Annotated in this window: 27 protein-coding genes; 26 read left to right on the top strand and 1 reads right to left on the bottom strand. The window is 72.4% G+C overall.

What is annotated here, in order from left to right; all coding sequences use genetic code 11:
* Window positions 1-10 precede the first annotated feature (10 nt).
* On the bottom strand, window positions 11-1,168 hold the full coding sequence (locus IPH07_03585; GenBank protein ID MBK6916463.1) for a hypothetical protein: 1,158 nt from the start codon (window positions 1,166-1,168) through the stop codon (window positions 11-13).
* A gap of 130 nt (window positions 1,169-1,298) precedes the next feature.
* Here IPH07_03585 and IPH07_03580 point away from each other — a divergent pair, with 130 nt between their 5' ends.
* The 26 genes from IPH07_03580 to flhA all read left to right on the top strand — a co-directional run bounded on the left by IPH07_03580 (window position 1,299) and on the right by flhA (window position 26,190).
* A complete protein-coding gene (locus IPH07_03580) occupies window positions 1,299-2,495 on the top strand; it encodes a P-loop NTPase (protein MBK6916462.1) in 1,197 nt (398 codons plus the stop codon).
* Window positions 2,492-3,001, top strand: coding sequence for a hypothetical protein (locus IPH07_03575; GenBank protein MBK6916461.1), 510 nt, complete (start codon window positions 2,492-2,494; stop codon window positions 2,999-3,001). Before IPH07_03580 ends, IPH07_03575 begins: the two co-directional genes overlap by 4 nt.
* Complete coding sequence (locus tag IPH07_03570; GenBank protein ID MBK6916460.1) at window positions 3,001-3,561, top strand: hypothetical protein; 561 nt, start codon at window positions 3,001-3,003, stop codon at window positions 3,559-3,561. Before IPH07_03575 ends, IPH07_03570 begins: the two co-directional genes overlap by 1 nt.
* Before the next feature lie 149 nt (window positions 3,562-3,710).
* On the top strand, window positions 3,711-5,333 hold the full coding sequence (locus IPH07_03565; GenBank protein ID MBK6916459.1) for a sigma-54-dependent Fis family transcriptional regulator: 1,623 nt from the start codon (window positions 3,711-3,713) through the stop codon (window positions 5,331-5,333).
* 43 nt (window positions 5,334-5,376) lie between these two features.
* On the top strand, window positions 5,377-7,245 hold the full coding sequence (locus IPH07_03560; protein ID MBK6916458.1) for a hypothetical protein: 1,869 nt from the start codon (window positions 5,377-5,379) through the stop codon (window positions 7,243-7,245).
* Window positions 7,242-7,634 carry a hypothetical protein gene (locus tag IPH07_03555; protein MBK6916457.1) on the top strand — a complete coding sequence of 131 codons (393 nt, stop codon included), beginning with the start codon at window positions 7,242-7,244 and terminating at the stop codon, window positions 7,632-7,634. Before IPH07_03560 ends, IPH07_03555 begins: the two co-directional genes overlap by 4 nt.
* 11 nt (window positions 7,635-7,645) lie before the next feature.
* A complete protein-coding gene (gene flgC, locus IPH07_03550; protein MBK6916456.1) occupies window positions 7,646-8,083 on the top strand; it encodes a flagellar basal body rod protein FlgC in 438 nt (145 codons plus the stop codon).
* A complete protein-coding gene (gene fliE, locus IPH07_03545; protein MBK6916455.1) occupies window positions 8,080-8,370 on the top strand; it encodes a flagellar hook-basal body complex protein FliE in 291 nt (96 codons plus the stop codon). Before flgC ends, fliE begins: the two co-directional genes overlap by 4 nt.
* 9 nt (window positions 8,371-8,379) lie before the next feature.
* Window positions 8,380-9,978, top strand: coding sequence for a flagellar M-ring protein FliF (fliF, locus tag IPH07_03540; GenBank protein MBK6916454.1), 1,599 nt, complete (start codon window positions 8,380-8,382; stop codon window positions 9,976-9,978).
* Window positions 9,979-9,998: 20 nt separating this feature from the next.
* Window positions 9,999-10,997, top strand: a complete 999-nt coding sequence (gene fliG / locus IPH07_03535; protein ID MBK6916453.1) for a flagellar motor switch protein FliG — start codon at window positions 9,999-10,001, stop codon at window positions 10,995-10,997.
* Window positions 10,997-11,665: a hypothetical protein gene (locus tag IPH07_03530; GenBank protein MBK6916452.1), complete on the top strand. Its 669-nt coding sequence runs from the start codon at window positions 10,997-10,999 to the stop codon at window positions 11,663-11,665. The genes fliG and IPH07_03530 overlap by 1 nt, the downstream gene beginning before the upstream one ends.
* Window positions 11,662-12,984 (top strand): FliI/YscN family ATPase, encoded by a 1,323-nt coding sequence (locus IPH07_03525; protein MBK6916451.1) that lies wholly within the window; start codon window positions 11,662-11,664, stop codon window positions 12,982-12,984. The genes IPH07_03530 and IPH07_03525 overlap by 4 nt, the downstream gene beginning before the upstream one ends.
* A complete protein-coding gene (locus tag IPH07_03520) occupies window positions 12,981-13,373 on the top strand; it encodes a hypothetical protein (GenBank protein MBK6916450.1) in 393 nt (130 codons plus the stop codon). Before IPH07_03525 ends, IPH07_03520 begins: the two co-directional genes overlap by 4 nt.
* Window positions 13,370-14,233 carry a hypothetical protein gene (locus IPH07_03515; protein ID MBK6916449.1) on the top strand — a complete coding sequence of 288 codons (864 nt, stop codon included), beginning with the start codon at window positions 13,370-13,372 and terminating at the stop codon, window positions 14,231-14,233. The genes IPH07_03520 and IPH07_03515 overlap by 4 nt, the downstream gene beginning before the upstream one ends.
* On the top strand, window positions 14,230-15,624 hold the full coding sequence (locus tag IPH07_03510; protein ID MBK6916448.1) for a flagellar hook-length control protein FliK: 1,395 nt from the start codon (window positions 14,230-14,232) through the stop codon (window positions 15,622-15,624). The genes IPH07_03515 and IPH07_03510 overlap by 4 nt, the downstream gene beginning before the upstream one ends.
* A gap of 138 nt (window positions 15,625-15,762) precedes the next feature.
* Window positions 15,763-16,464: a flagellar hook assembly protein FlgD gene (locus IPH07_03505; GenBank protein ID MBK6916447.1), complete on the top strand. Its 702-nt coding sequence runs from the start codon at window positions 15,763-15,765 to the stop codon at window positions 16,462-16,464.
* 63 nt (window positions 16,465-16,527) lie between these two features.
* Window positions 16,528-17,817, top strand: a complete 1,290-nt coding sequence (gene flgF, locus IPH07_03500; GenBank protein MBK6916446.1) for a flagellar basal-body rod protein FlgF — start codon at window positions 16,528-16,530, stop codon at window positions 17,815-17,817.
* Window positions 17,818-18,094: 277 nt separating this feature from the next.
* Entirely contained in the window at window positions 18,095-18,622 is a 528-nt protein-coding gene (locus IPH07_03495; protein MBK6916445.1) for a flagellar basal body-associated FliL family protein, read from the top strand.
* A complete protein-coding gene (locus IPH07_03490; GenBank protein ID MBK6916444.1) occupies window positions 18,622-19,569 on the top strand; it encodes a FliM/FliN family flagellar motor switch protein in 948 nt (315 codons plus the stop codon). Before IPH07_03495 ends, IPH07_03490 begins: the two co-directional genes overlap by 1 nt.
* The gene (fliN, locus tag IPH07_03485) at window positions 19,566-19,880 is read left to right on the top strand and encodes a flagellar motor switch protein FliN (GenBank protein ID MBK6916443.1); all 315 of its coding nucleotides are present in this window, start codon (window positions 19,566-19,568) and stop codon (window positions 19,878-19,880) included. The genes IPH07_03490 and fliN overlap by 4 nt, the downstream gene beginning before the upstream one ends.
* Window positions 19,867-21,027, top strand: a complete 1,161-nt coding sequence (locus IPH07_03480) for a flagellar biosynthetic protein FliO (protein ID MBK6916442.1) — start codon at window positions 19,867-19,869, stop codon at window positions 21,025-21,027. Before fliN ends, IPH07_03480 begins: the two co-directional genes overlap by 14 nt.
* Window positions 21,028-21,041: 14 nt before the next feature.
* Complete coding sequence (gene fliP / locus IPH07_03475) at window positions 21,042-21,893, top strand: flagellar type III secretion system pore protein FliP (protein MBK6916441.1); 852 nt, start codon at window positions 21,042-21,044, stop codon at window positions 21,891-21,893.
* On the top strand, window positions 21,890-22,159 hold the full coding sequence (locus IPH07_03470; GenBank protein ID MBK6916440.1) for a flagellar biosynthetic protein FliQ: 270 nt from the start codon (window positions 21,890-21,892) through the stop codon (window positions 22,157-22,159). The genes fliP and IPH07_03470 overlap by 4 nt, the downstream gene beginning before the upstream one ends.
* Window positions 22,160-22,183: 24 nt before the next feature.
* Entirely contained in the window at window positions 22,184-22,972 is a 789-nt protein-coding gene (locus tag IPH07_03465) for a flagellar biosynthetic protein FliR (GenBank protein ID MBK6916439.1), read from the top strand.
* A 103-nt stretch (window positions 22,973-23,075) separates the two neighbouring features.
* Window positions 23,076-24,155 (top strand): flagellar biosynthesis protein FlhB, encoded by a 1,080-nt coding sequence (locus IPH07_03460; GenBank protein ID MBK6916438.1) that lies wholly within the window; start codon window positions 23,076-23,078, stop codon window positions 24,153-24,155.
* The gene (flhA, locus tag IPH07_03455) at window positions 24,148-26,190 is read left to right on the top strand and encodes a flagellar biosynthesis protein FlhA (protein ID MBK6916437.1); all 2,043 of its coding nucleotides are present in this window, start codon (window positions 24,148-24,150) and stop codon (window positions 26,188-26,190) included. The genes IPH07_03460 and flhA overlap by 8 nt, the downstream gene beginning before the upstream one ends.
* Window positions 26,191-26,209 lie beyond the last annotated feature (19 nt).

Raw genomic sequence — 26,209 nt, 5'->3', positions numbered from 1 at the left:
GCCGCGACGCTCAGGCGACGGCGGGCACGCGCGGACGACCGGCGTGGGGCGGCCGCGCGTCCTCGCGGCGTGGCGGCTCCTGCACGTTGGTGACGCGCGCGAAGGCGCTGTCGATCTGCCGCAGCAGCCGGCGCAGGCTCTTGCACACCGGTGCAGCCTGACGCACGACGACGCCGACCTGGAAGCCGGCCGCCAGCGGGCCGATGCGATCGAGCACGAGTCGCACGTCACCGACCACGGCTTGGATCTCACCCTGCGCGCCCGCGTTGGGCTGGGCCTCGACGTCGAAGAACACGTGCGCGAGGCGGCACAGCGCGCGACCGGCGAGCTGCTCGTCGAGCGACGGCACGCAGCGACCGGCCACGACCTCGGCGTGGCGCAGCAGGAACGCACCCAGCACGTCGGGCGTCTGCGCCAGTCGAGCGAGCTTCTCGACCACCTCCGGGTGGGCGACCGCGACCATGCGATCGACCTCGGCGGCGTCGTGACTGCGCGGCGCATTGCCGGCGAGCAGGCCCTCCCAGCGACCGATGATGGTGCGGGCGGATCGCACGACCCCGCTGATCCACGTCGCCTCCGCGTCGGGCCAGGTGAGCATCGCCTGCACCGCGTCGGCGCCCACGAGACCACCGGCGGTGGCGTGGACCGGCTGTCCGCCCTCGAGGAAGACGCTGCCGCGGCGCTCGGGCCGATTCGCGGTCGCCGCGACGCGGAGGTGGAGCACACCGTCGTGGCCGGCGCTGCAGTGTAGCGTCAACAGCTGAGCGGTCGGTACCGCGCCGCAGGTGCCGTTGAAGCCGGCGTCGGACGCTGGCATGCGCAGCATCGCCAGCAGCGACGTCAGATCGAACGGCTTCGCGAGGATGGCACTGACACCCAGGTGGCAGGCGCTCGCGATGCGAGCGTCGTCGGCCCGCGAGGTCACGCCGATCACGGGCACACCATCGAAGCGTCGCTCGATGTCGCCGACCACGTCGGCGTTGGCGTCGTCCTCGGCGTCGAGGTCGATCACCGCGGCATCGATCGGCGCGCCGGCGAGCACTCCTTCGACGGCCGCCGGTGCGGCATGGATCAGCTGAGCGGCGCCAGCGGTGGTCGCTTCCACCTGCAGGCGCGACACGTACGAAATGTCGGCGTCGACGACCAGGATGCGCGGTGCGTGACTCATCGGATGAACCGTCCCTCTTGCGAGTCGTCATCGGCCGCGGGTCACTCCGGTTGAGCCGCATCGTGCGTCCCGAAACGCACCTGCCGCGCGACCCCACGTGGCACCGGACTTGCTCATTGTCTCGGCACACGTGACCGCCGTCGTCATGGCACCGTCGCAGAAGACCCCGGACCCCGGTGCGGACGACGTCGCGTCGGGGGGCGGCGTTGGTCCCTCGCGCGGCGGCCCGCGGCCGCGCGTATGGGCGTTCGGTGGCGGTAAGGGCGGGGTCGGCAAGAGCGTCGTCGCGGCCAACGTCGCGGTCAGCATGGCGCTGCAGGGGCGACGCGTCGTGCTGGTCGACGGCGATCTCGGCGGCGCCAATCTCGACACCCTGCTCGGCTGCGAGCGCCCGACCGCCACGCTCTCGGCGTTCTTCGGACGAGAGATCACTCGCCTCGAGGACCTCGCGGGCCCAACGGCGATCCCAAACCTGACGCTGGTCGCCGGCGATGGCGACGCCCTCGGCGCGGCCAACCCCGCCCACGCACAGAAGCAGAAGCTGATCCGCCACCTGCGGATGCTGCCGTGCGACCTCGTGGTGGTCGATCTGGGCGCCGGCACCAGCTTCAACACGCTGGACCTCTATCTCGCCGCCGACGTCGGCGTCTGCGTCACGACGTCGGAGTCGACCAGCCTCCAGAACTGCTTCTCCTTCATCAAGACGGCGAGTCTGCGCGAGCAGGAGCAGCGCGATGCCGCGGCGCGCAAGGCCGGCGCCACCGTCACGCCGCCGACCGCCGCCGCCAGCGGCCTGACGCTGCGGCCGACCTCCCTGGTGGTCAACCGCAGCCTGCCCAGCGAGGCGCGCCGCATCACGAACCTGCTGCACGATCTCGCGGGCCGCTTCCTCGGCCGCGGCGTGCGGCTGACGGCTTCGCTGTCCGATGACCCCGCGGTCGCGCGATCCATCCGTGCCGGGCGCCCGGTCTGCGTCGGCGAGCCCAACAGCAGCTTCGCGCACGACATCGACACGCTGGCACGCGAGCTGTGGCGCCCCTCGCCGGTGGCCCACGAGGGCCCCCGCACCGGCATCAACGAAGAGATCGATCACGACGGCGTCCGGCTGCACGTACAGACCGAGGATCTCGGTGCGCCGCAGTGCGCGGTGCGAACCCAGGTGTTCCGCACCGACGGGAGCGTGGTGTTCACGCGCCGTACTGCGTGGGAGGACGCGTTCTTCGCGAAGCTCGCGGCGGCGCCCGCCGATCGCGTGCGCTTCCACCACGTCGCGATCGTCCGCGCGCTGCGGGCCGGGCGGGTCGAGCCGCTGCGGAGGTCCGCGTGATCGCGACGATGCTCGCGACGGTGCTGTGCGGCGGTGCCCTGCCCGGCCTGGCCACCGCCGAACGACTCGAGGTGAGCGCCAGCGTGCTGGCGGGCACCGGCATCAGCTTGGCGGGCAGCGGCGGCAAGACCTTTGCGCGCCGATCGCCGACCTTCCTGCAGGCGGAGGTCGGCCTGGTGCATCCCCAGCTGCCGTGGCTCGAGCTCGCGCCGACGCTGATGCTCGAGATCGACGGCCGCATCGGCTTCGGCATCGCGCCCAAGCTGCGCGCGCGACTGCCCGGCAAGCGTGTCCGTGCCTACGGCGTGGTCGCGATGCCGCTGTTCGTGGTGCCGTACACGCTGTTGGGGGTGCAGGCCGGCGGTGGCCTCATGGTCGCACTGCATCGGCGCGTCGGCCTGCTGGCGGAGTTCACCGGCGGGGCCTATGTGTGGGGCAGCGACCTGATGCCCAACGCGGCGCTCGGCCAATTCAACGCGAGCCTGGGGATGCGGGTGAACTTCTGATGCGACGTCGAGGACTCCTGGCCTTCTCGCTCGCGCTGGTGACGAGCGCGCCCGCGTGCCGCTCGGCTCAGTGCCTGCGCGACTCGGACTGCGCGCCCAGCCAGCAGTGCGTCGCGGTGACGTGCGTGCAGCCCGACGTCGCGGTCGACACCGACGGCACCACCGCCGCGACCTCGGACGGTGGCGGTTCCTCGGGATCGGCGCCCAGCGACGGGACGACGACAGCGGAGCTCGACACCGGCACCGACGCGAGCACCAGCACGGGTGGCCCCGGACGCGGCAGCGCGACCGCGGGTGCGGACGTGAGCGCCGGCGGCACCATGCCCGACACGGCGACCAGCAGCGACGCCGCGAGCAGCGACGCCGGCTCGAGCGATGGCGGCACCGGGAGCAGCGGCGCCGATCCGAGCAGCGGTACCGATGCGGGCGCGGGCAGCTCGGGCGGCACCGATGTCGGCAGCTCGGGCGGTCCGATCGATGTCGGCAGCTCCAGCGGTCCGATCGATGTCGGCAGCTCGAGCGGTCCGATCGATGTCGGCAGCTCGGGCGCGCTGGGCTGAGGACGGCGCGCGCGATCACGGACAGCGCGACGCCTCGGTGCGCACTGCATCAGGCGGGGCCCGAGGTCACCTGCGGCCCACAAGAGGCCCTTCGAAAGGCGGCGTCAGACCATTGACCCCCCCGCGCCGCCATCGAATAGTACCGAACCATGGGACTCGCAGCGGACACGGTCTTGCGCGGCGCTTCGGTGCTGATCGTGGACGATCACGAGGCACATCGGACACTGCTCGCCAACTACCTGGGGGCGCTGGGCTGCGCCTGTCAGACCGCCGGCGGCGGCACCGAGGCGCTGGCCAAGCTGGCTGCGACCGCGTTCGATCTGGTGCTGCTCGATCTGCGCATGGACGACCTCGACGGCATGGAGGTCCTCAAGCGCGCGCGCGATTCGGGCTACTCCCGCGACTGCATCATGATGTCGGCGGAGGGCACCATCTCCCATGCGGTGGAGGCGATCCGCCTGGGCGCGAGCGACTTCCTGGTCAAGCCGTTCGAGCTCACGCAGCTGCACGACCTCGTGCGGCGCGTGCTCGGGGCGCGCGCGCCCGGTGCCACCGGCGACCGCGACCCTCGGCTGCAGTGGCGCGATCGCTACGCACCCGATCTGATCGGCGAGGCCACGCCGCTGCGCGAGGTGTTCCTGGTGCTCGAGCGCATCGCCCACACCGACTGCACGGTGCTGGTGCTCGGCGAGAGCGGCACGGGCAAGGAACTCATCGCCCGTGCGCTGCACGACGCGTCGCAGCGTGCGAACAAGCCCTTCGTGCCGGTCAACTGCGGGGCGATCCCCGAGACACTGATCGAGAGCGAGCTGTTCGGCCACGCCAAGGGCGCGTTCTCGGGCGCGAGTTCGTCCCGTGAGGGTCGCTTCGCGGTCGCCGACGGTGGCACGCTGTTCCTCGACGAGATCGGCGAGATGTCCTTGGCGGTGCAGGTGAAGTTCCTGCGCGTCCTACAGGAGCAGGAGTACGTGCCGGTCGGTGAGACGCGGCCGCGCAAGTGCGACGTACGCATCGTCGCCGCGACCAACAAGAACCTCGAGAAGATGGCCGACGAAGGCACCTTCCGCGAGGACCTCTTCTACCGCCTCAACCTCATCCCGCTGCACCTGCCGCCGCTGCGTGAGCGCCGTACCGATCTGCCGCTGCTCATCCGACACTTCCTCGATCTGCAGAGCAAGCGCCGTGGCTCACGGGTCACGGGCGTGAACGAGGAGGCCATGGACGCGATGACGCGGTATGGCTGGCCCGGCAACGTGCGCGAGCTCGAGAACACCATCGAGCGCATGACCTTGCTGCACTCGGGCAACGGCGTGCTGACCATCGCCGATCTGCCGCCGAAGATGCAGCGCGACGCGCGGCGCGAGCTCATCGCCGTGACCGCCGCGGAGCTCGAGCCGGCGCCGCCGGCCCCCGAGCTCCGCATGCCCGAGGCCGCCAGCAGCGGCGTGCGCCCGCGTAGCGCGCTCGAGGATCCGAGCGCCACGGCGCTGGCGGCCGAGAGTCACGACAACCTGCCGGTGCCGCTGTTGCCCCCGCGTCCACGCGTGCTCGCGTCGCCGGAGGATTTCCTGCTGCCCGAGGAGGGCCTCGATCTGCGCCGCGCCGTGGAGTCGTTCGAGAACAACCTCATCGATCAGGCGCTGGCCCGCACCGGCGGCAACAAGAACCAGGCCTCGATGCTGCTGGGGCTGAACCGCACCACGTTGGTCGAGAAGCTGCGCAAGCGTCAACGCCGTGGCGATGGCGGCACCGCCAGCGATCCGACGGGCTAGTCGCATCGCCGCCGGCACGCAGGTTGCTTGAACAGCGATCCGCGTGCGCCCGCGAGCCCTCATCGCTTCGCTGCTGTGGCTGGCCAGCGAGCTGTCGTTGCCGTCGTCCGCCGGCGCTGCGCCGGCCGCCGCGGGTGGTCGCGGCGGGAACGACAAGCCCACCGTTCGTCGACACCGCCGTGCGCGGACGGCCCCCGCCGCCGCTGCCCCCACGGTGTTCGGCGTCCAGCGTCAGTTCCTCCTCGAGCTGCCGCTGGCGGCGATCGCCCAGTGGGAGCTGCGCCGCCTGCCGGGCGATGTCGGCTTCGAGCTGCTGGCCGCGACCTCGGGTGCGACCCTGCGCGAGGCCGCCTTCACGCTCGACCCGGCATTCGTCGGCACCCTCGATCACGAGGGCGAGCGCGCGCGGCTGCGAGTCGTGCACGCCAGCGGCGTGGTGCGCTTCGCCCATGGCCCCCACGACGGCAAGCTGACGATCGCCTTCGGGCTCGCCTCGGAGGAGACCCGCCTGCGCGAGCTCGCAGACGCACTGCGTCGGCCGCTGCCCGAGCCCGCGGCGCTCGGCGCCGAGCTCGAGGTGTGGCAGGAGGCCGAGCGCGTGACGGCGGCGGGTGACCTCTCGCAGGCGATGATCCGCTGGGAGCGGCTCACCGAGGTGCCGGCGCTGGCCGACCTCGCGGCGCTGCGCGTGGCCGAGCTGTTCATCACCAGCGGCCACGTCAACGAGGCGATGGCGCGGCTGCGCGGGGTTGCACGGACCCACCCGCGCTCGGTCGGCGCCGCGCTGGCGCGGCTCGACGTGCTGCAGCTCGAGGCCATCACCGGCGAGGGCGAGCCCAGCCGCACACAGGTCGACGTCGCCCAGGCGGCCGTCGACGGCACCGAGTTCGACGCCTTCGCTCGACTGCGCGCGACCATGGTGCTGCACGAGCTCGGCGACATCCCGGGCGCGTTCGGTCGCATGCCGACGCCGGCAGAGCTTCCGCCGGCGTGGCAAGGCCCGGCCGAGTCGATGCGGCAGCAGCTCGTCGAGCTGACGATGGCGGCGCCGATGCTGCGCGGTGACCCGCGCACCAGCGCGATCCACTGGGCTGCGTGGTCCGAGCGCGTCGGCCAGCTGGTCGCCGGCGATGCGGTCGTCGACGCCGTCGCGGCCGCGCACGAGCGCCTGGGGCTGTTCGACGTCGCGCTGCCCCTGCTCAAGCAACGGCTGCGCGAGCACCCCACCGCCAACGCCGAGGCCGACATCGTCGCGCGCCTCGCCCACGCCTACCGCATGCTCGACGACCTCGACCGCGCCAACGAGGCGGTCGAGTTCGACGTCGCGGCCCACCCCGACGTGCCGAGCCTGCCGGGCACGATCGCCGCGATCGCGATCGCCCACGCCGAGCGACATGGGCTCGCGGCGGGCCGCTCCTTGCTGGCGCGGTACCGAAAGCACGCCAGTGGTGCGGCGCTGCCCCGCGCCATCGATGCCATCGACATCGAGCTCGTGCTCGCGTGGGGAACTCCGGCTCAGATCGTGCACGTGTTGTCGGCGATGCGCAGCGATCCGCAGCACGTCGAGACCGGGGCCCCAGCGATCTCGGCCGACCCCGTGACGGCCTCGCGCCACCGCCACGCGTTGGCGGTCGCGCTGGTGCGGGCGGGTCGACACGCCGAGGCCGAGCCGCTGCTGCGGGAGCTCGCGGCGCGCAGCCGCGATCCCGTCGAGCGCGATCGCCTCGCCTACCACCTCGGCGTCGCCGAGCTGGGTGAGCGCCACCGCGCCGACGCCATGCGGATCTTCGCCGACGTCGCCGGCCACGGTACGCGCTGGTCGTCGCTGGCCAAGGCCCGCATGCACGAGGTCCGCCTCGACGACGCCGCGGCCGCGCTGATCGCCGTCATCGGCCTGCAGGAGGCGCCATGAGCGAGCGACGCGACATCGCCATCGGCCGCACCACGCTGCCCGGCCTCGACCGCCTGTCGGAGCACCTGCGCTTCCTGACCCAGCGCAACCGCGTGCTCGCGGGCAACCTCGCGAACCTCGACACGCCGGGCTACCGCGCCAAGGACCTCGAGCTGAGCGAGCGCTTCGACCGCACGGTGACCCCGGAGGGCGTCGACGGCCGCCTGCAGTACCAGACCCGCGCGCTCCAGCGCGACGACGAGGTCCCCGATCAAGACGGCAACTCCGTCTCGCTCGAGGCCCAGGTCGCGCACCTCGACGACAACACCCTGCGCTACCGCTCGCTCGCCGAGGTGCTGTCGCGGCGCATCGGGCTGCTGCGCTACGCCGCCACCGACGGGCGCGGCTGAAAGGAACCGCAATGACGCTGTTCAAGACCATGGACCTCACCGCTGCCGGCATGTCCGCGCAGCGCACCCGCATGAACGTCGCGGCGATGAACCTCGCCAACAAGTCGACCACCCGCAGCGAGGACGGCACACCGTACCGGCGCCGCGACGTGGTGCTCGAGGCGACCACCCGCAACGACTTCGGCGACGCCTTCGCCAGCGCGATGGGCGAAGAGGACGCGATGGGCGTGCGCGTGCGCGACATCGTCGAGAGCAACGACGAGCCGATGCTGGTCTACGACCCCGGCCATCCCGACGCCGACGCTGCCGGCTACGTCGCGATGCCAAACGTCAATCCCATCTCCGAGATGGTCAACCTCATGGGCGCCGCGCGAGCCTACGAGGCCGGCACCACGGTGCTGCAGACCGTACGCTCGATGGCCGACCAGGCGCTGAGGATCGGCCGATGAAGATCGCCGGACTCGGATCCGATCTCGGCGTCCTGCCACCCGAGCGCGAGGCCCAGGGCGGCGACGGCATCGACTTCGCCACCCGCCTGCGCGCGGCGATCGCCGATGTCGAGCAATCGGCCAGCGATGCCGATCGCACCGCCGACGGCCTGGTCACCGGCGAGGTCGACATCCATGAAGCGATGGTGTCGATGGAGAAGGCCGACCTGGTGCTCAAGGTCGCGGTGTCGGTGCGCAACAAGGTGCTCGACGCCTATCAACAGATCATGCAGTCGACCGGGGGCTAATCGCGCGTCATGGAGCCGCTGACCAAGGCACTGAGCCAGATCCGCGAGCTGTGGGGCAAGCTCGGCGGCCGCGCGCGTGCGGGCCTGATGGCAGTCGTCGTGCTCGGGCTGGTGGCCGCGGGGATCGTCGCGATCACCGGCGGCGCGCCCAAGCGCGTGTTGTTCTCCGGGCTCGATCCCAAGGACGCCGCCGCGGTCGTGGCCGCGCTCGACGCCGCGAAGGTGCCCTACTCGCTCGACGCCGGCGGCACGATGATCGAGGTCGCCAGCACCGACGTCGACCGTGCGCGCCTCATGCTGGCCGAGCAGGACCTGCCCAAGTCCGGCAACATCGGCTTCGAGTTCTTCGCCAACCAGAGCTTCGGCGTCACCGAGTTCGCCCAGAAGGTCAACTACCGCCGCGCGCTGCAGGGCGAGCTCGAGCGCACCATTGCGGCGCTCGACCCCATCGCCAGCGTCCGGGTGCACATCACCCAGCCCGACCGCGTGGTCTTCGAGCAGGAGCGCGCCCCCGCGACCGCGTCGGTGACGGTCGAGCTGCGCGCCGGCCGTGAGCTCGGCGACCGGCAGGTCGGCGCGATCCGACACCTGGTCGCGGCCGCGGTCGAAGGCCTCGAGGCCAGCGACGTCACGGTGGTCACCACCGATGGTGCGCTGCTCAGCAAGGCCGGCGCCGACGCGGCCAGCGAGGCCGCGCTCGACCACGAGATCGATCTCGAGCGCGACCTCGAGCGACGCATCATGCGACTGCTCGAGCGCACCGTGGGCGCCGGCGGGGTCGAGGTGACGGTCGCGGCCGAACTCGACTTCTCACACACCGACACCACCGAAGAGACCTTCGATCCCGAGCAGCCGGCGCTGCGCACCGAGTCCGTGCAGGAGTCGGTCGATCGCAGCGCGGGCGCCCAGGCGGCTGGCGTCGCCGGTGCGCAGGCCAACGCCGTCGGCGGCCCCGGCCCCGCGACGTCGAGCGACGCCGAGGCCACGACCCACAGCTCGCGGGCCCGCAACTTCGAGCTCAACCGCACCGTCGTGCACACCGTCGGCGCCCACTCGACGCTCAAGCGCCTCACCGTCGCGGTGCTGGTCGACGGCGTGTACACCACGCCCGAGGACGGCAGCGAGCCGGTGTACACGGCGCGCACCGACGCGGAGCTCGCCGAGCTGCAGGCAGTGGTCGAGAACGCGATGGGCTTCAACGCCGCGCGCGGCGATCGGGTCAAGCTCGCCAGCGTGCAGTTCCGCGACCGCGCCGCGACCGGCGGCACCGCGGCCCCGGAGCCGATCACGCCGGTGACGTGGGCCGCGATCGGCGGCGGCGCGCTGGCGCTGGTGGCTGCGGCGGTGCTGTTCCTGCGCCGACGCAAGACCCCGCGCGTGGTGCCCAACGAGGTGCTGCAGCTGCCCGCGCGCGTGAGCGAGGCCGAGGCCGCGCTGGTGCGCGCCGAGGCCGGCGGCGCGGCGCTGCCACCGGGTGCAGCCCAGGCCGCACTCCCCGAGGGCACCAGCGACGGCCCCCGCGAGCGCGCGCTCGAGCTCGCCGCCGGCGATCCCGAGCGCACCGCCGACATCATCCGCGCCTGGCTGCGCGCCGATCAACCCGCCTGACGTCCGCCGGAGATCCTCACGTGGTCGAACGAGCCCTGACCGGAACCGAGAAGAGCGTGGTGCTGCTGCTGAGCCTCGGCGAGGACCAAGCCGCGGCGGTGCTGCACTACCTCGACGAGTCGAACGTGCGGCAGCTCTCCGAGTGCATCGAGTCGATGCAGCCGGTCTCGCGCAGCCAGGCCGACATGGTCTTCGCCTCCTTCGACGCCGAGCACCGCGGCAACGCCATCGCGCTGTCGGCCGGTGCCCGCCGCATGCGTCGCATCGCCAGCCGCGTGCTCGGCCAGGAGAAGGCCGACGATCTGCTCGCCAAGGAGATCGAGGCGCCGGCGCCCCTGCGCCTGCTCAACCGCATCGATCCCGAGACGCTCGCGAGCCTGCTCGCGAAGGAGCACACGCAATCGCTCGCGGCGCTGCTGGCCCACGTCGACGTCGACAAGGCCGCCGCGGTGCTGGGACACCTGCCCGCGGACACCCAGGTCGACGTCGTGCGCCGCATGGCCAGCCTCGAGTCGATCCCCCACACCACCATCCAGGAGGCCGAGCGAGCGCTCCGCGACGAGCTCGCGCTCGTGAGCGAGGCCAAGGTCGCGACCGTCGACGGCATGAAGCGCGCGGCCGACCTGGTCTCGCGGCTCAAGGGCCAGATCGGCGAGAAGCTCATCGCCTCGATCGACGACACCGATGAGGAGCTCGCGGGTGCCATCAAGCGCGCGATGTTCACCTTCGAGGACCTGCTCAAGGTCGAGAGCCGCGACATGCAGAACGTGCTGAAGGAGGTCTCGACCGAGCAGCTGCGCGCGGCGCTCAAGACCGCCTCGCCGGAGCTGCGCTCGCACATCCTCGGCGCCATGAGTCGCCGCGCCGCCGAGATGCTGATGGACGATCTCGACAGCATGGGCCCGGTCAAGCTGTCGGTGGTCGAGGAGGCCCAGGGCGCGGTCGTCGAGATCGCGCTCGGTCTGCAGCGCGACGGCAAGATCACCATCGCCGGCGCCGGCGGTGAGGAGATGGTCTGATGACCCGTGCCCGCTACGAGCCGCCGCGCGTCGAGGGGGTCGCCAACGACGGCAACGCGCTGAGCTTCGCTCGCATCGAGCGCAGCCCGGCGATCCCGTGGACCATAGCGGGCGTCGCAGCCAACACCGCGCCGGCGGCGACCCAGCCGGCGGCGGGGCCGAGCGAGGCCGAGCTGCAGGCGCTGCGCGAGGCGGCTGCGGCTGCGGGCCGTGCCGACGCGGCCGCCGAGATCGCGGGTGAGCTCGAGGCCATGCGGGCCGAGTTCGCCGAGCTCGCACAGCGCAGCCTCGACGCGATCGCCGATCTTCGGCCGGCTGCGCTCGAGCACTGGCGTCACGAACTCGCCACGGTCGCGATCGCGATCGCCGAGGCCGTACTGCAGCGTGAGTTGGTCGGCGGTCTGCCCGATCTCGAGCCGCTGCTCGAGCAGGCCCTGGTCGAGCTCGACCCCCACGAGCGCGCGACCATCACGGTCGAGCCCGCCCTGCACGAGTCGGTCGCCGCTTGGGCGCGCAACCGCTGGCCGGCGGCGGTCGTGCGCGGCGACGCGAGCCTGCGCCCGGGCGACCTGCGGGTCGCAGCGCGCACCGGCAACATCGACGGCACACGGGCCGCACGGCTCGAGCGCGCGCGCGCGCTGGTGCTGGGCGAGGACGGCGTGGGATGACGCTGCCGTCGCTGTCGGCCAGCAACCCCGCAGGCCTTCGCGAAGCGCTGCGCCTCTCGGTGCAGGGCCGCGTCACCGGCGTGGCGGGGCTCGTGGTGGAAGGCAGCTGCGCGGGCGCGGCGGTCGGCGAGCTGGTCGAGATCCGCACCGCCGCGCGGGCGGTCGCCGCGGAGGTCATCGGCCTCCGCGACGAGCGGGTGTTGATGATCCCGCTGGGCGACGTGCGCGGCATCGGCATCGGCGACGCGCTGCTGCGACTGCGCGTGCCCGCCCAGCTCGAGTGCGGTGACGGCCTGCTCGGTCGCGTGGTCGATGCCCGCGGCCAGCCGCTCGACGGCGAGGGCCCGATCACCGGCAGCCACACGCCGCAGCCGCTCTACGCCGACCCACCGCCGCCGCTGTCGCGCAGGCTGATCGACACCGCGTGTCCGGTCGGCATCCGGGCGATCGACGCTGCGCTGACGCTCGGTCGCGGCCAGCGCGTCGGCATCATGGCCGGCGCGGGCGTGGGCAAGAGCCGTTTGCTGGCCGATCTCGTCACCGGCACCACCGCCGACGTCGCCGTGGTCGCGCTCATCGGCGAGCGGGGTCGTGAGGTCGGTGAGTTCCTCGAGCGGACCCTGACCAAGGCCGCGCGACGCAAGACCGTGGCGGTGGTGGCGACCTCGGATCAGTCGCCGCTGCTGCGCATGCGCGGCGCGTTCGCGGCCACCGCGGTCGCCGAGCACTTCAGCGATCGCGGCGCGGATGTCCTGCTGGTGATGGACAGCCTCACGCGCTTCGCCATGGCCCAGCGCGAGATCGGATTGTCGGTCGGCGAGCCACCCGCGACCCGCGGCTACACCCCGTCGGTGTTCGCGACCCTGCCACGCCTGCTCGAGCGCGCCGGTCGCTTCGCACGGGGCTCGATCACGGGGCTCTACACCGTGCTGGTCGAGGGCGACGATCTGTCGGATCCGGTGGGCGACGCGGCGCGCTCGATCCTCGACGGCCACATCGTGTTGAGTCGCGCGCTGGCGTCGCGCGGGCACTTCCCCGCCATCGACGTGCTCGCCTCGGTCTCGCGCGTGCAAGATGCCGTGGTACCCAAGCCCCGCGCGGCGCTGGCGGGGCTGCTACGCCGCGTGCTGGCCGACCTCGCCGAGGCCGACGAGCTGATGACGCTCGGTGCGTACGTGGCGGGGGCCAACCCCGCGCTCGACCGCGCGCTGGCCCGCAAGCAGGCGCTGCTGGGGTTCCTGCGCCAGGAATCCGGCGCACCGACCCCCTTCGACGACACCACCACGCGGCTGCAGCAGCTGCTCGAGGGGCTCACGTGAGCCTGCCGGCGTCCAAGCTGCGTCGGCTCGAGCGCGTACGCGAGCGAGCCTTCGATCGCGCGCGCGCCGACGCGGCGGTTGCCCGCGTCGCGGCCGAGCGCGCTCGACTCGACGCCGACGGGGCCAATGACGCGCTCGTCCACGGCCTCACCGCCGGCTTCGAGCCCGCGCCGCTCGAGTGCGACCTCGCCAACCTCGAGGCGCTGCACGTGCGTGCGGCCGCGCGCGACGAGCAGCTCGAGCGCGCACAGCTCGTCACCGCCGAGCGTGGCCGCGCCTGGCAGCGCGCGCAGAAGGCCCTCGAACGCGCGCTCGAGCAGCGCGCGACCCTGCGACGACGCATCGAGCAACGCGAGCACGACGAGCTCGCCGCCCGGAGGAAGCCATGAGTTCGAGCCGCACCATCCCCATCGCCGCGCCGCTGCGATGGCTGTTGTTGTGCCAGACGGTGGCCTGCGGTGTGACCGCGCGCGCCAGCGACGATCCGCCCGAGGACGCCGCCCCTGCGGCGGCACTCGCCGACGACGAGGCGATCGCCGACACCGAGTCCGCAGCCGTCGACGGCGCGTTCGCGGAGGACGGCGACGGAGGCGACGTCGCGCGGCCTGGCGCCGGCGACCCCAGCCTGGCCGCTGCCCAAGCGAAGGTCGACGCCGCGATCGCGGCGGCCGCGAACCGCGGCGAGCAGGAACGACTGACGATCGCGCAGCAGCGTGCCGAGCTGGACGCCGAGGTCGCCGAGCTCGACGGCCGCATGAAGGCGATCGACGGACTCGAGCACCGCATCGACGAGCTGCTCGGATCGGGCGAGGTGGCGCGCACGCGCCGACGCGAGCGCGTCGAGCAGCTCGCGACGCTGGTCGCGACGATGTCCCCGGCCGCCGCCGCCACCATGCTCGCGCAGATGTCCGACGCGCAGGCGCAGGACCTGCTGATGGCGGTGGCACAGAACGACAAGCGCAAGGCCGCGAAGTTGATCGCCACCATGCCGCCGGCCCGCGCGGCCGCGATCGGGCAGCGCTACCTCGTCCGCGATCCCCAGGCGCTCGACGCCGAGGGCGTGCCGCCCGACATGCCCGAGCGCCGACCCAGCGCTGCGAGCCCCACCGAGCCCGCCGTGCCGACGGCCCCGCCCACCGCGCCCGCTGCGGCACCACCGGCCGCCGCACCACCGGCCGCGCCGCCGCCTGCAGCGTCGCCGGCCGGGGACGCCCCCGCCGAGGTGAGCCCCGAGGAGGGCGCACCATGAAGACGTCGCTCGCACGCAATCCTCCGCCGCCGGGCCCCGAGGCCCTCGGCGCCGGTGCACCGACCGAGCCACGCGCGGGCGTCGGCACGGCCTTCGGACGCTTCGACGATCACCTCGCCCGCGCGCGTCGACGCGAGCCGACGCCGCCACGCGGCGACGACCGTGACGACGGGCGCGGCGCGGCCGTGCTCCGCCCGCACACCGTCGAGGATCCGCCGCACGGGGATCGCGGGCGGGTGGCGCCCGACGACGCGGCCGCAGACCGCGACGACGACGAACCACGCCGCCCGGGCCTGCGCGACGACGCCGAGCGCGACGACGAACGCGACGCGTCGTCGTCGACGACCGCCGAGCTGCGCACGCCCGAGGCCCCCGCGCCGGTGCCCGCGACGCACGACGTCACCGCCGCGACGCTCGACGTCACCGCCGCGACGCTCGACATCACCGCCGCGACGCTCGACGTCACCGCCGCGACGCTCGACGCCGGCTCGCCCGACGTGCTCGAGGGCGATCGCCACGCGAGCATGGGCGTCGGCGACAGCGTCGCCACCCGCGCTGCGATCGCGAGCGCACCCCCCGACGCGATCCACGGGCCGCGACCCGCCACCGCCACCACCATGGCACCCGACGACGCGGCCACCGGCGCCGCCACGCCCACCGCGGACGCGGCGACCGTGACGAACCCTGCCACATCCGGCTGGGAACCTGCCGCCGCGTCGCGCGAGGGCGACGGCGCACCGGCGTCGGACGTCGCTGCGTCCGACGCCGCGCCGCCGTCGTACGCCGCCGCGGGCGACCCCCCGCCGGCCGAACCGACCGCCGCGCCCGCGCCGACCGCCATCGCCCCGCCCGCGGCGCCCGGACTGCCGGAGCCGGCGGCGACGAGACCCGCGAGCGCCACGCCCTCCACCGACGACACCGCGGTGTTGACGATCGAACGCGCCGAAGATCTGGCGGAGGCCGTCGATCGCCTGCGGCCGCTACCCAAGGGCGGCGCAACCATCTCGGTGCAGACGCCCGCGCTCGGCCGCGTCGCGCTCCACGTCGCGCTCGACGACGGCGCCCTGCGGATCCGCGTGGTCGCCGACGATCCGGCCGCGCTCGAGTGGTTCCGCGGCGAGCACGACGGATTGCTGGCGGCCGCACGACAGGCGGTGCCCGCAGCCGAGCACGTCGAGCTCGAGCTGCGCACCCGCCACGACGGCGCCGCCGATGCGATGCCCCAGCGCGACACGGGGCAGCGCGACACGAACCACCACGGCCGATCCGATCGCGAGGTCTTCGCGACCGTGCACGGCACGACGGCCGCGCCGCAGCGCTCGAAGGGCGCGCCCCTCGAGCCCTCCGCCTCCGCTCGCCGCGGCGGTGCGCTGGTGGACGTGGTCGCATGACGTCCAAGAGCCGCCCGCGCCGCGATGGCCCACCCCCGGCCGGCACGCAGCGCACCAGGTGGCACGCAGGTTGAAGCGATCGACATGACTGGCCCCGGCGCCCACGCGCCCCCTCGCACGAGAACGGACACGATCACGATGGACCCCATCAGCACGCCCTCCGCCCCCACCGGCCTCGGCACCAGCGGCGCCGCCAGCAGCGGTGCCAGCCTCGGCAGCGCGCTCGGCAAGGAGGACTTCCTCAAGCTGTTGATGGCGCAGCTGCAGCACCAAGATCCGATGAGCCCGATGGAGGACCACGAGTTCGTGGCCCAGCTCGCGACCTTCTCGGGGCTCGAGCAGCAGATGCTGGCCAACGACCGTCTGGAACAGCTCCAGCTCGCGCAGCTGTCGGCCGGCAACGCCCAGCTCACCGGCTTCATCGGTCAGCACGTGGTCGCGCGCGGCGACACCCTCACGCTCGACGGCGGCAAGCCGCCACCGGTCGCCGTGCAGCTCGACACCGCCGCCGCCCACGTGAACGTGATCGTGCGCGACGCCGACGGCAACGTCGTCGCGGGCTTCGACGCCGGCGCGCGGGCCCCCGGTAGCCACGACCTCAGCTGGCCCGGCGTCGACAAGAACGGCCAGCCGCTTCCGGCCGGTGAGTACACCGTGTCGGTGACGGCGCTCGACGCCCAGGGCCGACCCGTGAACGTCTCGCCGCTGGTCAGCGGCACCGTGTCGGGCGTCTCGTTCGACAAGGGCTACCCCGAGATCCTGGTGGGCGACCACCGCATCGCACCGGCCGACATCCTGTCGGTCGACGCAACCGACGACGCGCGCACGGATGCGCCGTAACCACCAGCTCACGCGCGAGCGCCCCACCCGTCGGGGAGAACGGCGGACCAAGGGAACCACACCATGTCGATCACATCCTCGATGTACAACGGCGCGGCCGGACTCGGCAGCCACTCGGAGGCGATGGGCGTCATCAGCGACAACATCGCCAACGTCAACACCGTCGGCTTTCGCTCCTCGCGGGCGAACTTCGCCGACGTGCTCGGCGGCATGCTGGCCGGCTCGCGCACCGGCGCCGGCAGCATGATCGGGAGCGTGCAGACCATGTTCGAGTCGGGCTCGCTGCTCGGCACCGGCAACGCGACCGATCTCGCGATCCAAGGCAACGGCTTCTTCGTGGTGCACGGCGCCGTCAATGGCATCGAGAGCAACTACTACACCCGCGCCGGGCAGTTCCAGGTCGACGAGAACGGCTTCCTCGTCAACCCCGACGGCTTGCGCGTGCAGGGCTACGGCCTGACCGGCAGCGGCTCGCTCGGCACGACCCCCGGCGACCTCCAGATCGACACCGGCACGCTGCCGCCGGTCGCGACCACCAGCGTCGCGGTCGACGCCAACCTCGACGCCGCCCAGGCCATCGATCCCACGGCGTTCGACATCAACGACCCCGGCGCGACCAGTGACTACTCGACCTCGGTCACGGTCTACGACTCGCTGGGCTCACCCCACCAGCTCACGATGTTCTTCAAGAAGCTGGCCGACGCGCCCACGCAGCAGTGGGAGGTGCACGTCGCGGCGGCGGGCGCCGACGTGCAGCCACCGGCGGCGTCCGACTACACCGAGATCACCAGCGGCACGCTCGACTTCGACACCGCCGGTGCACTGACGGCCTCGTCGCTCGGCGCCGTCAACGTGCCGTGGTCGGGCGCGGCCGCCGGTGCCATCACGCTCGATCTCGGCACGCCGACCGGTAGCGGTGGCAGCGGCACCGACGGCATCACCGCCTACGCGGGCGACTCCGCGGCCAGCGGCCTCACGCAGGACGGTGCCGGCAGCGGCGAGCTCGCGGACTTCGAGATCCAGCCCGACGGCACCATCGAGGGCCGCTACAGCAACGGGCAGACCCGGGCGCTCGGCCAGGTCGCGACCGCGACCTTCGCCAATGTCGACGGCCTGCAGCGCCAGGGCAACAGCCTCTTCACGGCCACGGCGCGCTCGAACGATCCGGTGGTCGGCGTCGCCGGTACCGACGGCCACGGATCGATCGTCGCGGGCGCGCTCGAGGGCAGCAACGTCGACCTCGCGCAGGAGTTCGTCACGATGATCGCGGTACAGCGCGGCTTCCAGGGCAACTCGCGCACGATCTCGACCGCCGACGAGATGTTGACGGACATCGTCTCGCTCAAGCGGTAGCACGCTGGCGGCCGCGGTTGCGGCCGCCGCTCGACCACCCGCGCACGCGTGGCCCCGCGCTCGACACCGTCCCCTCTCGGTGCCGGCGGGGCCACGCGTGCGTCCTTCGTTGCGGACGAAGGCCGCGTTGCGGACGGCGGCCGTGTTGCGGCGGCCCACCGCGGGCCGCCGACATTCGAGCAGCGCCCGCCGGCACGCTCGATGCACAGCAAGGCGGCGAGCACCGCCTCGCCCCCGCCGTTGGTGAGCGCAGGCCGGTGTCGTGGAGAACGCCGACATGTCCGAAGCCGCCGCCGCAGCTGCCGAGCCCAAGAAGGGCAAGAAGCCGATGCTGCTCATCATCATCGCGCTGGTCGTCGTCGCCGGAGGGGGCGGTGCCGCGTTCTTCCTGATGAAGGGCGGTGGTTCGGCGCCTGCGCACGGCGACGGCCACGGGGCCGCCGCCGGTGGCGAGCACGGCGAGAAGGCCGAGGGGGGCGACCACGCCGCGCCTGCGGTCGGCAAGGGCCCGATCATGGAGCTGCCGCCCATCATCGTGAATCTCAACGAGCCCGAGGGCACCCGCTACCTCAAGGCCAACATCGCGATCTCGCTCGGCGACGAGAAGGTCCAGGCCGAGGTCGAGCGGCTCAAGCCGGTGATCAAGGACCAGTTCATCCGCGAGCTCTCGGAGCTCAACTTCCGCCAGACCATGGGCGCGAAGAACAAGATCGCGGTCAAGCGCCGCCTGCTCAAGCGCTTCAACGAGCTGCTCGGCCCCGACGCCGGCACCGAGATCTTCCTCACCGAGTTCATCGTGCAGTGATGACGCGCCTCGAACCCGTCCTCAGTCGCGAAGAAATCGAGAGCCTGTTGGCCGGCGCGCCGGCCCGCGGCAAGTCCCGCGTCGACGCGGTCGGCATCGATCTGCTGGCCGACGATCGCCACCTGCGCAGCATGCTGCCGACACTCTCGGTCGGCTTCGCGCGGCTGGCCGAGAGCCTGCGCCGCATCTGCACCTCGGTGCTGCGCACGGAGGTCGAGGTCCGCGACGAGCCCGCCGAGATCCTCGGCGGGCGCGGCATGGTCGCGGTCGCGGAGCGTGCCGCCTGCATCATCGCGCTGCGCGTGACCACGGCGGACGGCGGGTCGGGCTTCGCCGTGCTCGCGCTCGACCCAATCTTCACCTTCAGCGTCATCGAGCGCATGTTCGGCGGCGGCGGCGGTCCACCCAAGACGCCCTCGGGCCGCAGCCCCACCGCGCTGGAGCGGCGCATGCTGACCCGCGCGCTGGCGCCGTTGTTCGACGCACTCGACGCCACGCTCGAGCCGCAGGGCCACTTCCGCTTCGCCGTCCACAGCGTGGAGAGTCGGCTCGATCTGGTGCCCGGCTACACCCCCGACACCACCGCGCTGCACGTGCCGTTCACGCTCGCGCTGGGCGAGCGCTTCGCGAGCTTCTCGCTGTCGCTACCGGCCAGCGTGCTCGAGCCGCTGCGCGGCCGGCTCGCGGCGAGCGGCCTCGAGGGCCAGCCCGGCGCGCTGATGCCGAGGCTGGTGTCCGAGGTGAATGTGTCGCTGTCGGTGGTGCTCGGTCGCACGCAGATGCCGCTGCGCGCGCTGCTGCGATTGCAGGTCGGCACGGTCCTCGCACTGGACCAGGGGCGCAGCGAAGAATTGACGGTCGAGGTCGAGGGCGTTCGCAAGTTCCTCGGCACACCGATCTCCCAGGACGGCATGGTCGCCGTCGAGCTGACCCGAAGGACCCCATGAGCCATCCGATCGACGATCTCTCCTTGGTGCTCGACGTGCCCGTACAGGTCACCGTCGAGCTCGGTCGCAAGACCCTGCCCATCGGCGAGCTGCTGCAGCTCGGCGCCGGCGCGGTGGTCGAGCTCGGCAAGGCCGCGGGCGAGAGCCTCGACCTGCTGGTCAACGGCAAGCTGGTCGCCCGCGGTGAGGCGGTCGTGATCGGCGAGAAGTACGGCATCCGCATCACCGAGGTGGTGAGCGGGCAAGAGACGATGACGGCCGCCAACGACGGCGCGCCGCGGAAAGGTCAGGTCCAAAGTGACGCGGCATAGCCCCCTCGCCCACGCCCTGCGCGCGACCCTCGTGGTCGCCGCGACGCTGGCCCTGCCGGCCTCGGCCTGGGCCGACGAACTGAACGTCAGCCTCAGCGAAGACGACGGCGGCGTGACGCTGCGCGTGCGCGGTGTCCCGCAGGGCAGCAGCCACGATCAGATCGTCACCTCGAAGGACGGCGCGCTGGTGTTCGTGACCGGCGCCGAGGTCAGCGCGCAGCGCCTGCGACCGATGGCCAAGCACCGCCTCAACTTCGTGCAGCTCGGCCGCGCCGGCGAACGCGTGGCGGTGCGGGTGGTGCAGCGAAAGGCCGCCCGCGGCAGCCTCTCGAAGCACATGCACGCCACCGACGTGCCCGGTGGCTTCGATCTGCGCATCGAAGACGACGACGCGCCGACACCGGCGGCGCCGATCCACGCCGCTGCGATCCCCGCGGACTTCGATCGCGAGGCTCGCCGCGCGCAGCTGGCCGCCGACACCAGCCCGCCGACGGCGGTGACCGTCGGTGCCGTGACGCCCACGCTCGCGACCCCGGTCGCGCCGCTGGCCCCGGCTGCGCCGCCGGTGGCGACCGCCGGCGCAACCCCGCGCGAACCCGCGAGCGCCGACACACCGCGCGCCTTCGACGACGACGCGGTCGCACCGAAGTGGGCCGGCACCAACGCCGAGTCGCCGCTGCCGCTGCAGCGCAGCGCGCCGCAGATCGGCCTCGCGTGGCTGGCAACCGCACTGCTCGCGTTCTCGGGCATGGGCCTACTGTGGTGGCGACGGCGTCGACCGATGATGCCGGGCATCGAGGCCATGCAGATCGTGTCGCGGGTGTCGATCGGCCCCAAGCAGCAGCTGCTGTGGCTCTCTGCCGGTGGTCGTGCGCTGCTGCTCGGGGCGACCGAGCACCGCATCGAGCTCATCGCCGACCTCACGCCCGCGCCGGCCAGCAGCGCCGCGGGTATCATCCACGCCGCCGGTCCCAACCAGGCATCGGCGGCCAACGCCGCACCGGGCAAGGTCGCCGCCTTCAAGCAGCGCCTGCGTGCCGCGCTCGGTGACGAGGTCGCCGGTCGCAGCGACGAGCCGGTGCTGCCGCCCCACCTCGAGATCCTCGCCGGCGATCCGCGCTGGGTCGGTCGCAAGGACGCGGCGTGATCGGACGCGTCGCCATGCTCGGGCGTCGCGGTGGCGCATTGGCGCTGCTGCTGTGGGTGGCCGCGCCGGCGGTCGCCGAGGCCGCGCCCGCGCCCGCACCGATCGAGGCGGTCGCCCCGATCGCGCCGATCGCCAACGGGCCGACGGCCGGCAGCGCGTCGGCGGCGGCGACCGACCTCGACGCGCTGGTGCAGCAGGCGAAGGACGCCGTCGATCCCGCGCCCGCGCCACCGTCGTCGGGCGCCCGCACGGCGCTCGAGATCTTCCTGTTGATGACGGTGCTGTCGCTGCTGCCAGCGATCGCACTGTCGATGACGTGCTTCACCCGCATCATCATCGTGTTCTCGTTCCTGCGACAGGCGCTGGGACTACCGGGTGCGCCGCCCAACCAGGTGCTCACCGGCATGGCGCTGTTCTTGACGCTGTTCGTGATGGCGCCGGTGTTCGGGCAGATCAACACCGTCGCGATCGAGCCGCTCCAGCGCGAGGAGATCACCGCCACCCAGGCGCTCGGGCGCGCCGCCGATCCGCTGGCGGGGTTCATGCTGAAGCACACCGCCGACGAGGACCTGCGGCTGCTGCACGAGATCGCCCAGCGCCCGCTGCCGGCCACCCGTGAGGAGGTCTCGTTGGTGGTGCTGGTGCCCGCCTACACCCTCTCCGAGGTGCGCACCGCCTTCACGATGGGCTTCCTCGTGTTGGTGCCGTTCCTGGTGATCGACCTGGTGGTATCGAGCGTGCTCATGGCGATGGGCATGGTCATGTTGCCGCCCGCGTTGGTGACACTGCCACTCAAGGTGCTGGTGTTCGTGCTGGCCGACGGCTGGGGCCTCATCGTGACCTCGCTGGTCCGGAGTCTGACATGACACCCGAGGCGGTACTCGACGTGATGATGCGGGCGATGTGGCTCGCGCTCGAAGTCTCGGGCCCGCTGCTGACCATCGGCCTCGCGGTGGGACTGGTGATGGGTCTCGTGCAGGCGGCGACCCAGCTGTCGGAGCCCGCAATCGGCTTCGTGCCCAAGCTGCTGGCACTCGGCGCCGCGATGATCACGATGGGCGGCTGGTTGCTCGAGCGCCTGACCACGTTCGGACGCGAGATGTTGGGGGCCGTGGGCCAGATCCATCCGTAGCCGCGAGCGCAGCGCGAGAGCACCATGGACCTGGTCCCCCTGCTGCCATTGCTCGAGCCGTTCGTGGTGCTGGTCGTGCTGGCGATGGCGCGGGCCGGCGGTCTGCTGATGGCACTGCCGCACACCTCCAACAAGGCGGTGCCGCGCATGGTCAAGGTCGTGACCGTGGTCGGCCTGTCGATCGCCCTGGCGGGCATCTCGGGCCCGCCTGCGCTCGGGCGCCTCGACGTGTGGACGCTGGCGTTCGCGATCGTCGGCGAGCTCGTGGTGGGGCTCGCGCTGGGCTTCGTGGTGCAGATCTCGCTGTCGGCGGTGCGCATCGCCGGCGAGGTCATCGGCGTCGAGATCGGCCTGTCGTTCTCCGCGGTCGCCGACCCCATGAATCCGGGCGCGTCGACCTCGACCGCGTCGCTGCTGGGCCACCTGGGCGTGCAGCTGGTGTTCGCGCTGGGGCTCGACCGCATGCTGCTGCGCGGGCTCGGCTACAGCGTCCGCGCGGTGCCGCTGGGCCACGGCCAGCTCCACGGCGGCAGCGTCGAGCTGATGTCGACGCAGTTCGGCACCGCGCTGCAGGTCGCGATTCACCTGGCGATGCCGGTGATGGCGGCGGTGCTGGCGGTCAAGCTCGCGCTGGCGGTGCTGGCCCGTTTCGTGCCCAAGCTGCAGGTCTTCGCGCTCGCGTTCGGGGTCGCGTTGATCGTCGGCTTGCAGGCGCTGCGCGCCGCGATGCCGTCGCTGGCCCAGGCCATCGCCGCCCACCTCGGCCAGGTGCTCGAGCTGTTCGACGCCATGATCATGTCGCTGCGGATCTGAAGCGACCGCGTCCGGCCCGCGCGCGCCGCAGCTTCGCCCACGGTCCGGGTGTTGCAGAGGAACGCCCCCGCGGTGGTGTCCACCGCGACCGCGGACCACCAGCGTGAGCGACGAAGGCAGCAGCGGCGAGAAGACCGAGGAGCCCACCGGCAAGCGTCGCAAGCAATTCCGCGACGAAGGCCGCGTTCCGCTGAGCAAGGATGTGAGCGCGGTCGTGCTCGCGGTGGTCGCGTTCGCGCTGGTGGCCGCGTTCGGGCCGGCGCTGGCCGACGGCGCAATGACGCAGATGAGCGGCGCCATGGCGCGCATCGCCGAGGTGCCCGCGCGCGGCCGCGACACCATGTTCCTGGCACTCGGTGACGCCGCGCTCGCGATCGGCCGGGTCGGCGTCGTCGGAGCCGTGGTGCTGGCGGCGGTCGGCGCCGCGGTCGGCATCGCACAGACCGGCGGGCTGTGGGCGAGCAAGAACCTCGGCTTCAAGCTCGAGCGACTCAACCTGCTCTCGGGGCTGCAGCGCGTCTTCCTCAGCCTCGACACGCTGGTGCAGCTGGGCATGACGCTGGCCAAGGCGGTGGCGATCGGCTCGATCCTCTACGTGGTGCTCGACGACGAGCTCGAGCGGCTGCCGAGCCTCGTGCAGGTGTCGGTCACCGACGCGTTCCTCCACCTCGGCGCCCTGCTCACGCGCATCACCATTGCGGCGCTGCTCGTCACCGCCGTGCTCGCGGCCGCGGACTGGCTGCTGACCTCGCGCAAGCTGCACGAGCAGATGAAGATGACCAAGCAAGAGGTCAAGGACGAGCTCAAGCAGCAAGAAGGCGATCCGCTGATCCGCCAGCGCATGCGCGCGCGCATGCGCCAGATCGGCCGCAACCGCATGCTCGCGGCGGTGCGCAAGGCCGACGTCGTCATCGTCAACCCGACCCACTACGCGGTCGCGCTGGCCTACCGCCCGGGCGACGCCGGCGCGCCGCGGTTGGTCGCCAAGGGCGTCGACCACATGGCCGCGAAGATCCGCGAGGTCGCGCGTGCCCACCAGGTGCCGATCATCCCCAACCCGCCGGTCGCGCGCGCCATCCATGCCAGCGCGCGCGTCGGCCACGAGATTCCCGGCGAGCTGTTCGAGGCCGTGGCCCGCGTGCTCGCCTACGTGTACCGCATGACCCGCTGGAGGAATGGCTGACGTGAACGACGTAGCTCGCGATCGCGACGGTCGCATGATCGCGCTGGGCTTGGTCGGCATCGTGATGATGCTGATCCTGCCGCTGCCCGCGATCGTGCTCGACGTGCTGCTGACCTTCAGCATCACCTGCGGCCTGCTGGTGTTCCTGCTGGCGGTGAACTTCGGCGACCCGGTGGAGTTCTCCAGCTTCCCAAGTGTGCTGCTGGTCACGACCATGTTGCGCCTTTCGCTCAACATCGCCTCGACCCGCCTCATCCTCCTTCACGGGCACGAGGGGGTCGACGCCGCCGGCAGCGTGATCAAGTCGTTCGGCGCATTCGTCGTCGGCGGCAGCTACGTGGTCGGCATCATCGTGTTCGTCATCCTCGTGGTGATCAACTTCAAGGTCATCACGGCTGGTGCCGGGCGCATCAGCGAGGTCGCGGCGCGCTTCACCTTGGATGCGATGCCCGGCAAGCAGATGGCGATCGACAACGACCTCGCCAACGGCCACATCGACGAGGCCACCGCGCGCAAGCGCCGTAAGGCCATCGCCGACGAGGCCGACTTCTACGGCGCGATGGACGGCGCCAACAAGTTCGTCAAGGGCGATGCCGTTGCCGGCCTCATCATCACCGCGATCAACGTCGTCGGCGGCATCATCATCGGTGTCGCGCAGCAGCACCTGTCGGTCGGTGACGCCGCCAAGACCTACACCATCCTCACCGTCGGCGACGGCCTGGTCTCGCAGATCCCGGCGCTGTTGACCTCGACGGCGGCCGGCCTCATCGCCTCGCGCACCGCCTCGGGCGAGGACCTCGGCACGACCATGGTGAAGCAGCTGGTCGGTCGCCCCGAGCCGCTGACGGTGGCCGGCGTGGCGCTGGCGATCATCGCCATGGCACCGGGCATGCCGACGTTCGCGTTCATGGGCCTCTCGGGCGGCTGCTTCATGCTCGCGCGCCGGGCCAAGCGCGCGCTGGAGAAGCCGCAGGTCAAGCCCGAGGTGGCCAAGAAGCAGGGCGACGAGGAAGTCCCGCTGCACGACCTGCTCAAGGTCGACCTGCTGGTGCTCGAGGTCGGCTTCGACCTGGTGCCGCTGGTCGATCGCAACCGCGGCGGCGACCTGCTCAAGCGGATCGCAGCGGTGCGCCGCCAGCTGGTGCCCGAGCTGGGTCTGGTGGTGCCGCCGGTCCACGTGCGCGACAACCTGCGACTGCCCTCGGGCACGTATCGCCTGCTGTTGTCGGGGCAGCCCATCGGCGAAGGCGCGCTGCGTCCGGGCCGCGTGCTCGCAATCAACCCCGGCGGCGCTTCGGGCGAGCTCAAGGGCGAGCGCACCACGGAGCCGGCGTTCGGCATGCCGGCGGTGTGGATCGGCGCCGGCGACCGCGAGCGCGCGGAGCTGCTCGGCTACACGGTCGTCGATCCCGCGACGGTGGCGGCCACGCACATCACCGAGCTGCTGCGCAACCACGCCGCCGAGCTGCTCGGGCGCGCCGAGGCGCAGGAGCTGCTCGACGCGATGTCGCGCACGCAGAGCAAGCTGGTCGAGGAGCTGATCCCGACCCTGCTCCCACTCGGCGAGGTCATCAAGGTGCTGCGGAACCTCCTGCGCGAGGGCGTCGGCATCCGCGACCTGCGGACCATCCTCGAGGCGCTGGCCGACCACGCCGCGTCGGTCAAGGACACCGACGCGTTGACGGAGCTGGTGCGCGAGCGACTGTCGCGTCAAATCTCCGCGCGCTACGCCGACGAACGCGGCTGCGTGAACGCCTTCGTCTTGGCGCCCGAGACCGAGGCCGCACTGCGTGGCCGCGGCCCGGGTGGGGCCACCGACGGCACGGTCGTCCCACGGCTGGTGAAAGGCCTCGAGCAGGCAATCGCGGCGTCCCGCGGTGGGACCGAGCCGCTGCTCGTGGTCGCGCCGGAGCTGCGTCGGAGCGTCGCCGGCTTGGCGGCTCGACATGCACCGGGTCTTGCAGTGCTGAGCCTGCGGGAGCTCGACGGCAAGACCAAGGTCACGACCACCGGCGTCGTGAAGCTCGCCGCCTGAAACGCCCACGTCGCCGAGA

The organism is Deltaproteobacteria bacterium, assembly GCA_016709225.1.
GTDB lineage: Bacteria > Myxococcota_A > Polyangia > Nannocystales > Nannocystaceae > Xiheibacterium > Xiheibacterium phototrophicum.
The sequence above is the reverse complement of the archived record's forward strand: the minus strand, read 5'-3'. Positions and strand labels throughout refer to the sequence as shown.

Bases quoted from the DNA above. Each gene is read 5' to 3' on its own strand.
- IPH07_03510 (MBK6916448.1), top strand. From the start codon at position 14,230: ATGAAGACGTCGCTCGCACGCAATCCTCCGCCGCCGGGCCCCGAGGCC.
- fliP (MBK6916441.1), top strand. From the start codon at position 21,042: ATGCTCGGGCGTCGCGGTGGCGCATTGGCGCTGCTGCTGTGGGTGGCC.
- IPH07_03465 (MBK6916439.1), top strand. From the start codon at position 22,184: ATGGACCTGGTCCCCCTGCTGCCATTGCTCGAGCCGTTCGTGGTGCTG.
- IPH07_03495 (MBK6916445.1), top strand. From the start codon at position 18,095: ATGTCCGAAGCCGCCGCCGCAGCTGCCGAGCCCAAGAAGGGCAAGAAG.
- flgC (MBK6916456.1), top strand. From the start codon at position 7,646: ATGACGCTGTTCAAGACCATGGACCTCACCGCTGCCGGCATGTCCGCG.
- flgF (MBK6916446.1), top strand. From the start codon at position 16,528: ATGTCGATCACATCCTCGATGTACAACGGCGCGGCCGGACTCGGCAGC.
- IPH07_03585 (MBK6916463.1), bottom strand. From the start codon at position 1,168: ATGAGTCACGCACCGCGCATCCTGGTCGTCGACGCCGACATTTCGTAC.
- flhA (MBK6916437.1), top strand. From the start codon at position 24,148: ATGGCTGACGTGAACGACGTAGCTCGCGATCGCGACGGTCGCATGATC.
- IPH07_03570 (MBK6916460.1), top strand. From the start codon at position 3,001: ATGCGACGTCGAGGACTCCTGGCCTTCTCGCTCGCGCTGGTGACGAGC.
- IPH07_03565 (MBK6916459.1), top strand. From the start codon at position 3,711: ATGGGACTCGCAGCGGACACGGTCTTGCGCGGCGCTTCGGTGCTGATC.
- IPH07_03470 (MBK6916440.1), top strand. From the start codon at position 21,890: ATGACACCCGAGGCGGTACTCGACGTGATGATGCGGGCGATGTGGCTC.
- fliN (MBK6916443.1), top strand. From the start codon at position 19,566: ATGAGCCATCCGATCGACGATCTCTCCTTGGTGCTCGACGTGCCCGTA.
- fliE (MBK6916455.1), top strand. From the start codon at position 8,080: ATGAAGATCGCCGGACTCGGATCCGATCTCGGCGTCCTGCCACCCGAG.
- IPH07_03555 (MBK6916457.1), top strand. From the start codon at position 7,242: ATGAGCGAGCGACGCGACATCGCCATCGGCCGCACCACGCTGCCCGGC.
- IPH07_03515 (MBK6916449.1), top strand. From the start codon at position 13,370: ATGAGTTCGAGCCGCACCATCCCCATCGCCGCGCCGCTGCGATGGCTG.
- fliF (MBK6916454.1), top strand. From the start codon at position 8,380: ATGGAGCCGCTGACCAAGGCACTGAGCCAGATCCGCGAGCTGTGGGGC.
- IPH07_03525 (MBK6916451.1), top strand. From the start codon at position 11,662: ATGACGCTGCCGTCGCTGTCGGCCAGCAACCCCGCAGGCCTTCGCGAA.
- IPH07_03505 (MBK6916447.1), top strand. From the start codon at position 15,763: ATGGACCCCATCAGCACGCCCTCCGCCCCCACCGGCCTCGGCACCAGC.
- IPH07_03530 (MBK6916452.1), top strand. From the start codon at position 10,997: ATGACCCGTGCCCGCTACGAGCCGCCGCGCGTCGAGGGGGTCGCCAAC.
- IPH07_03490 (MBK6916444.1), top strand. From the start codon at position 18,622: ATGACGCGCCTCGAACCCGTCCTCAGTCGCGAAGAAATCGAGAGCCTG.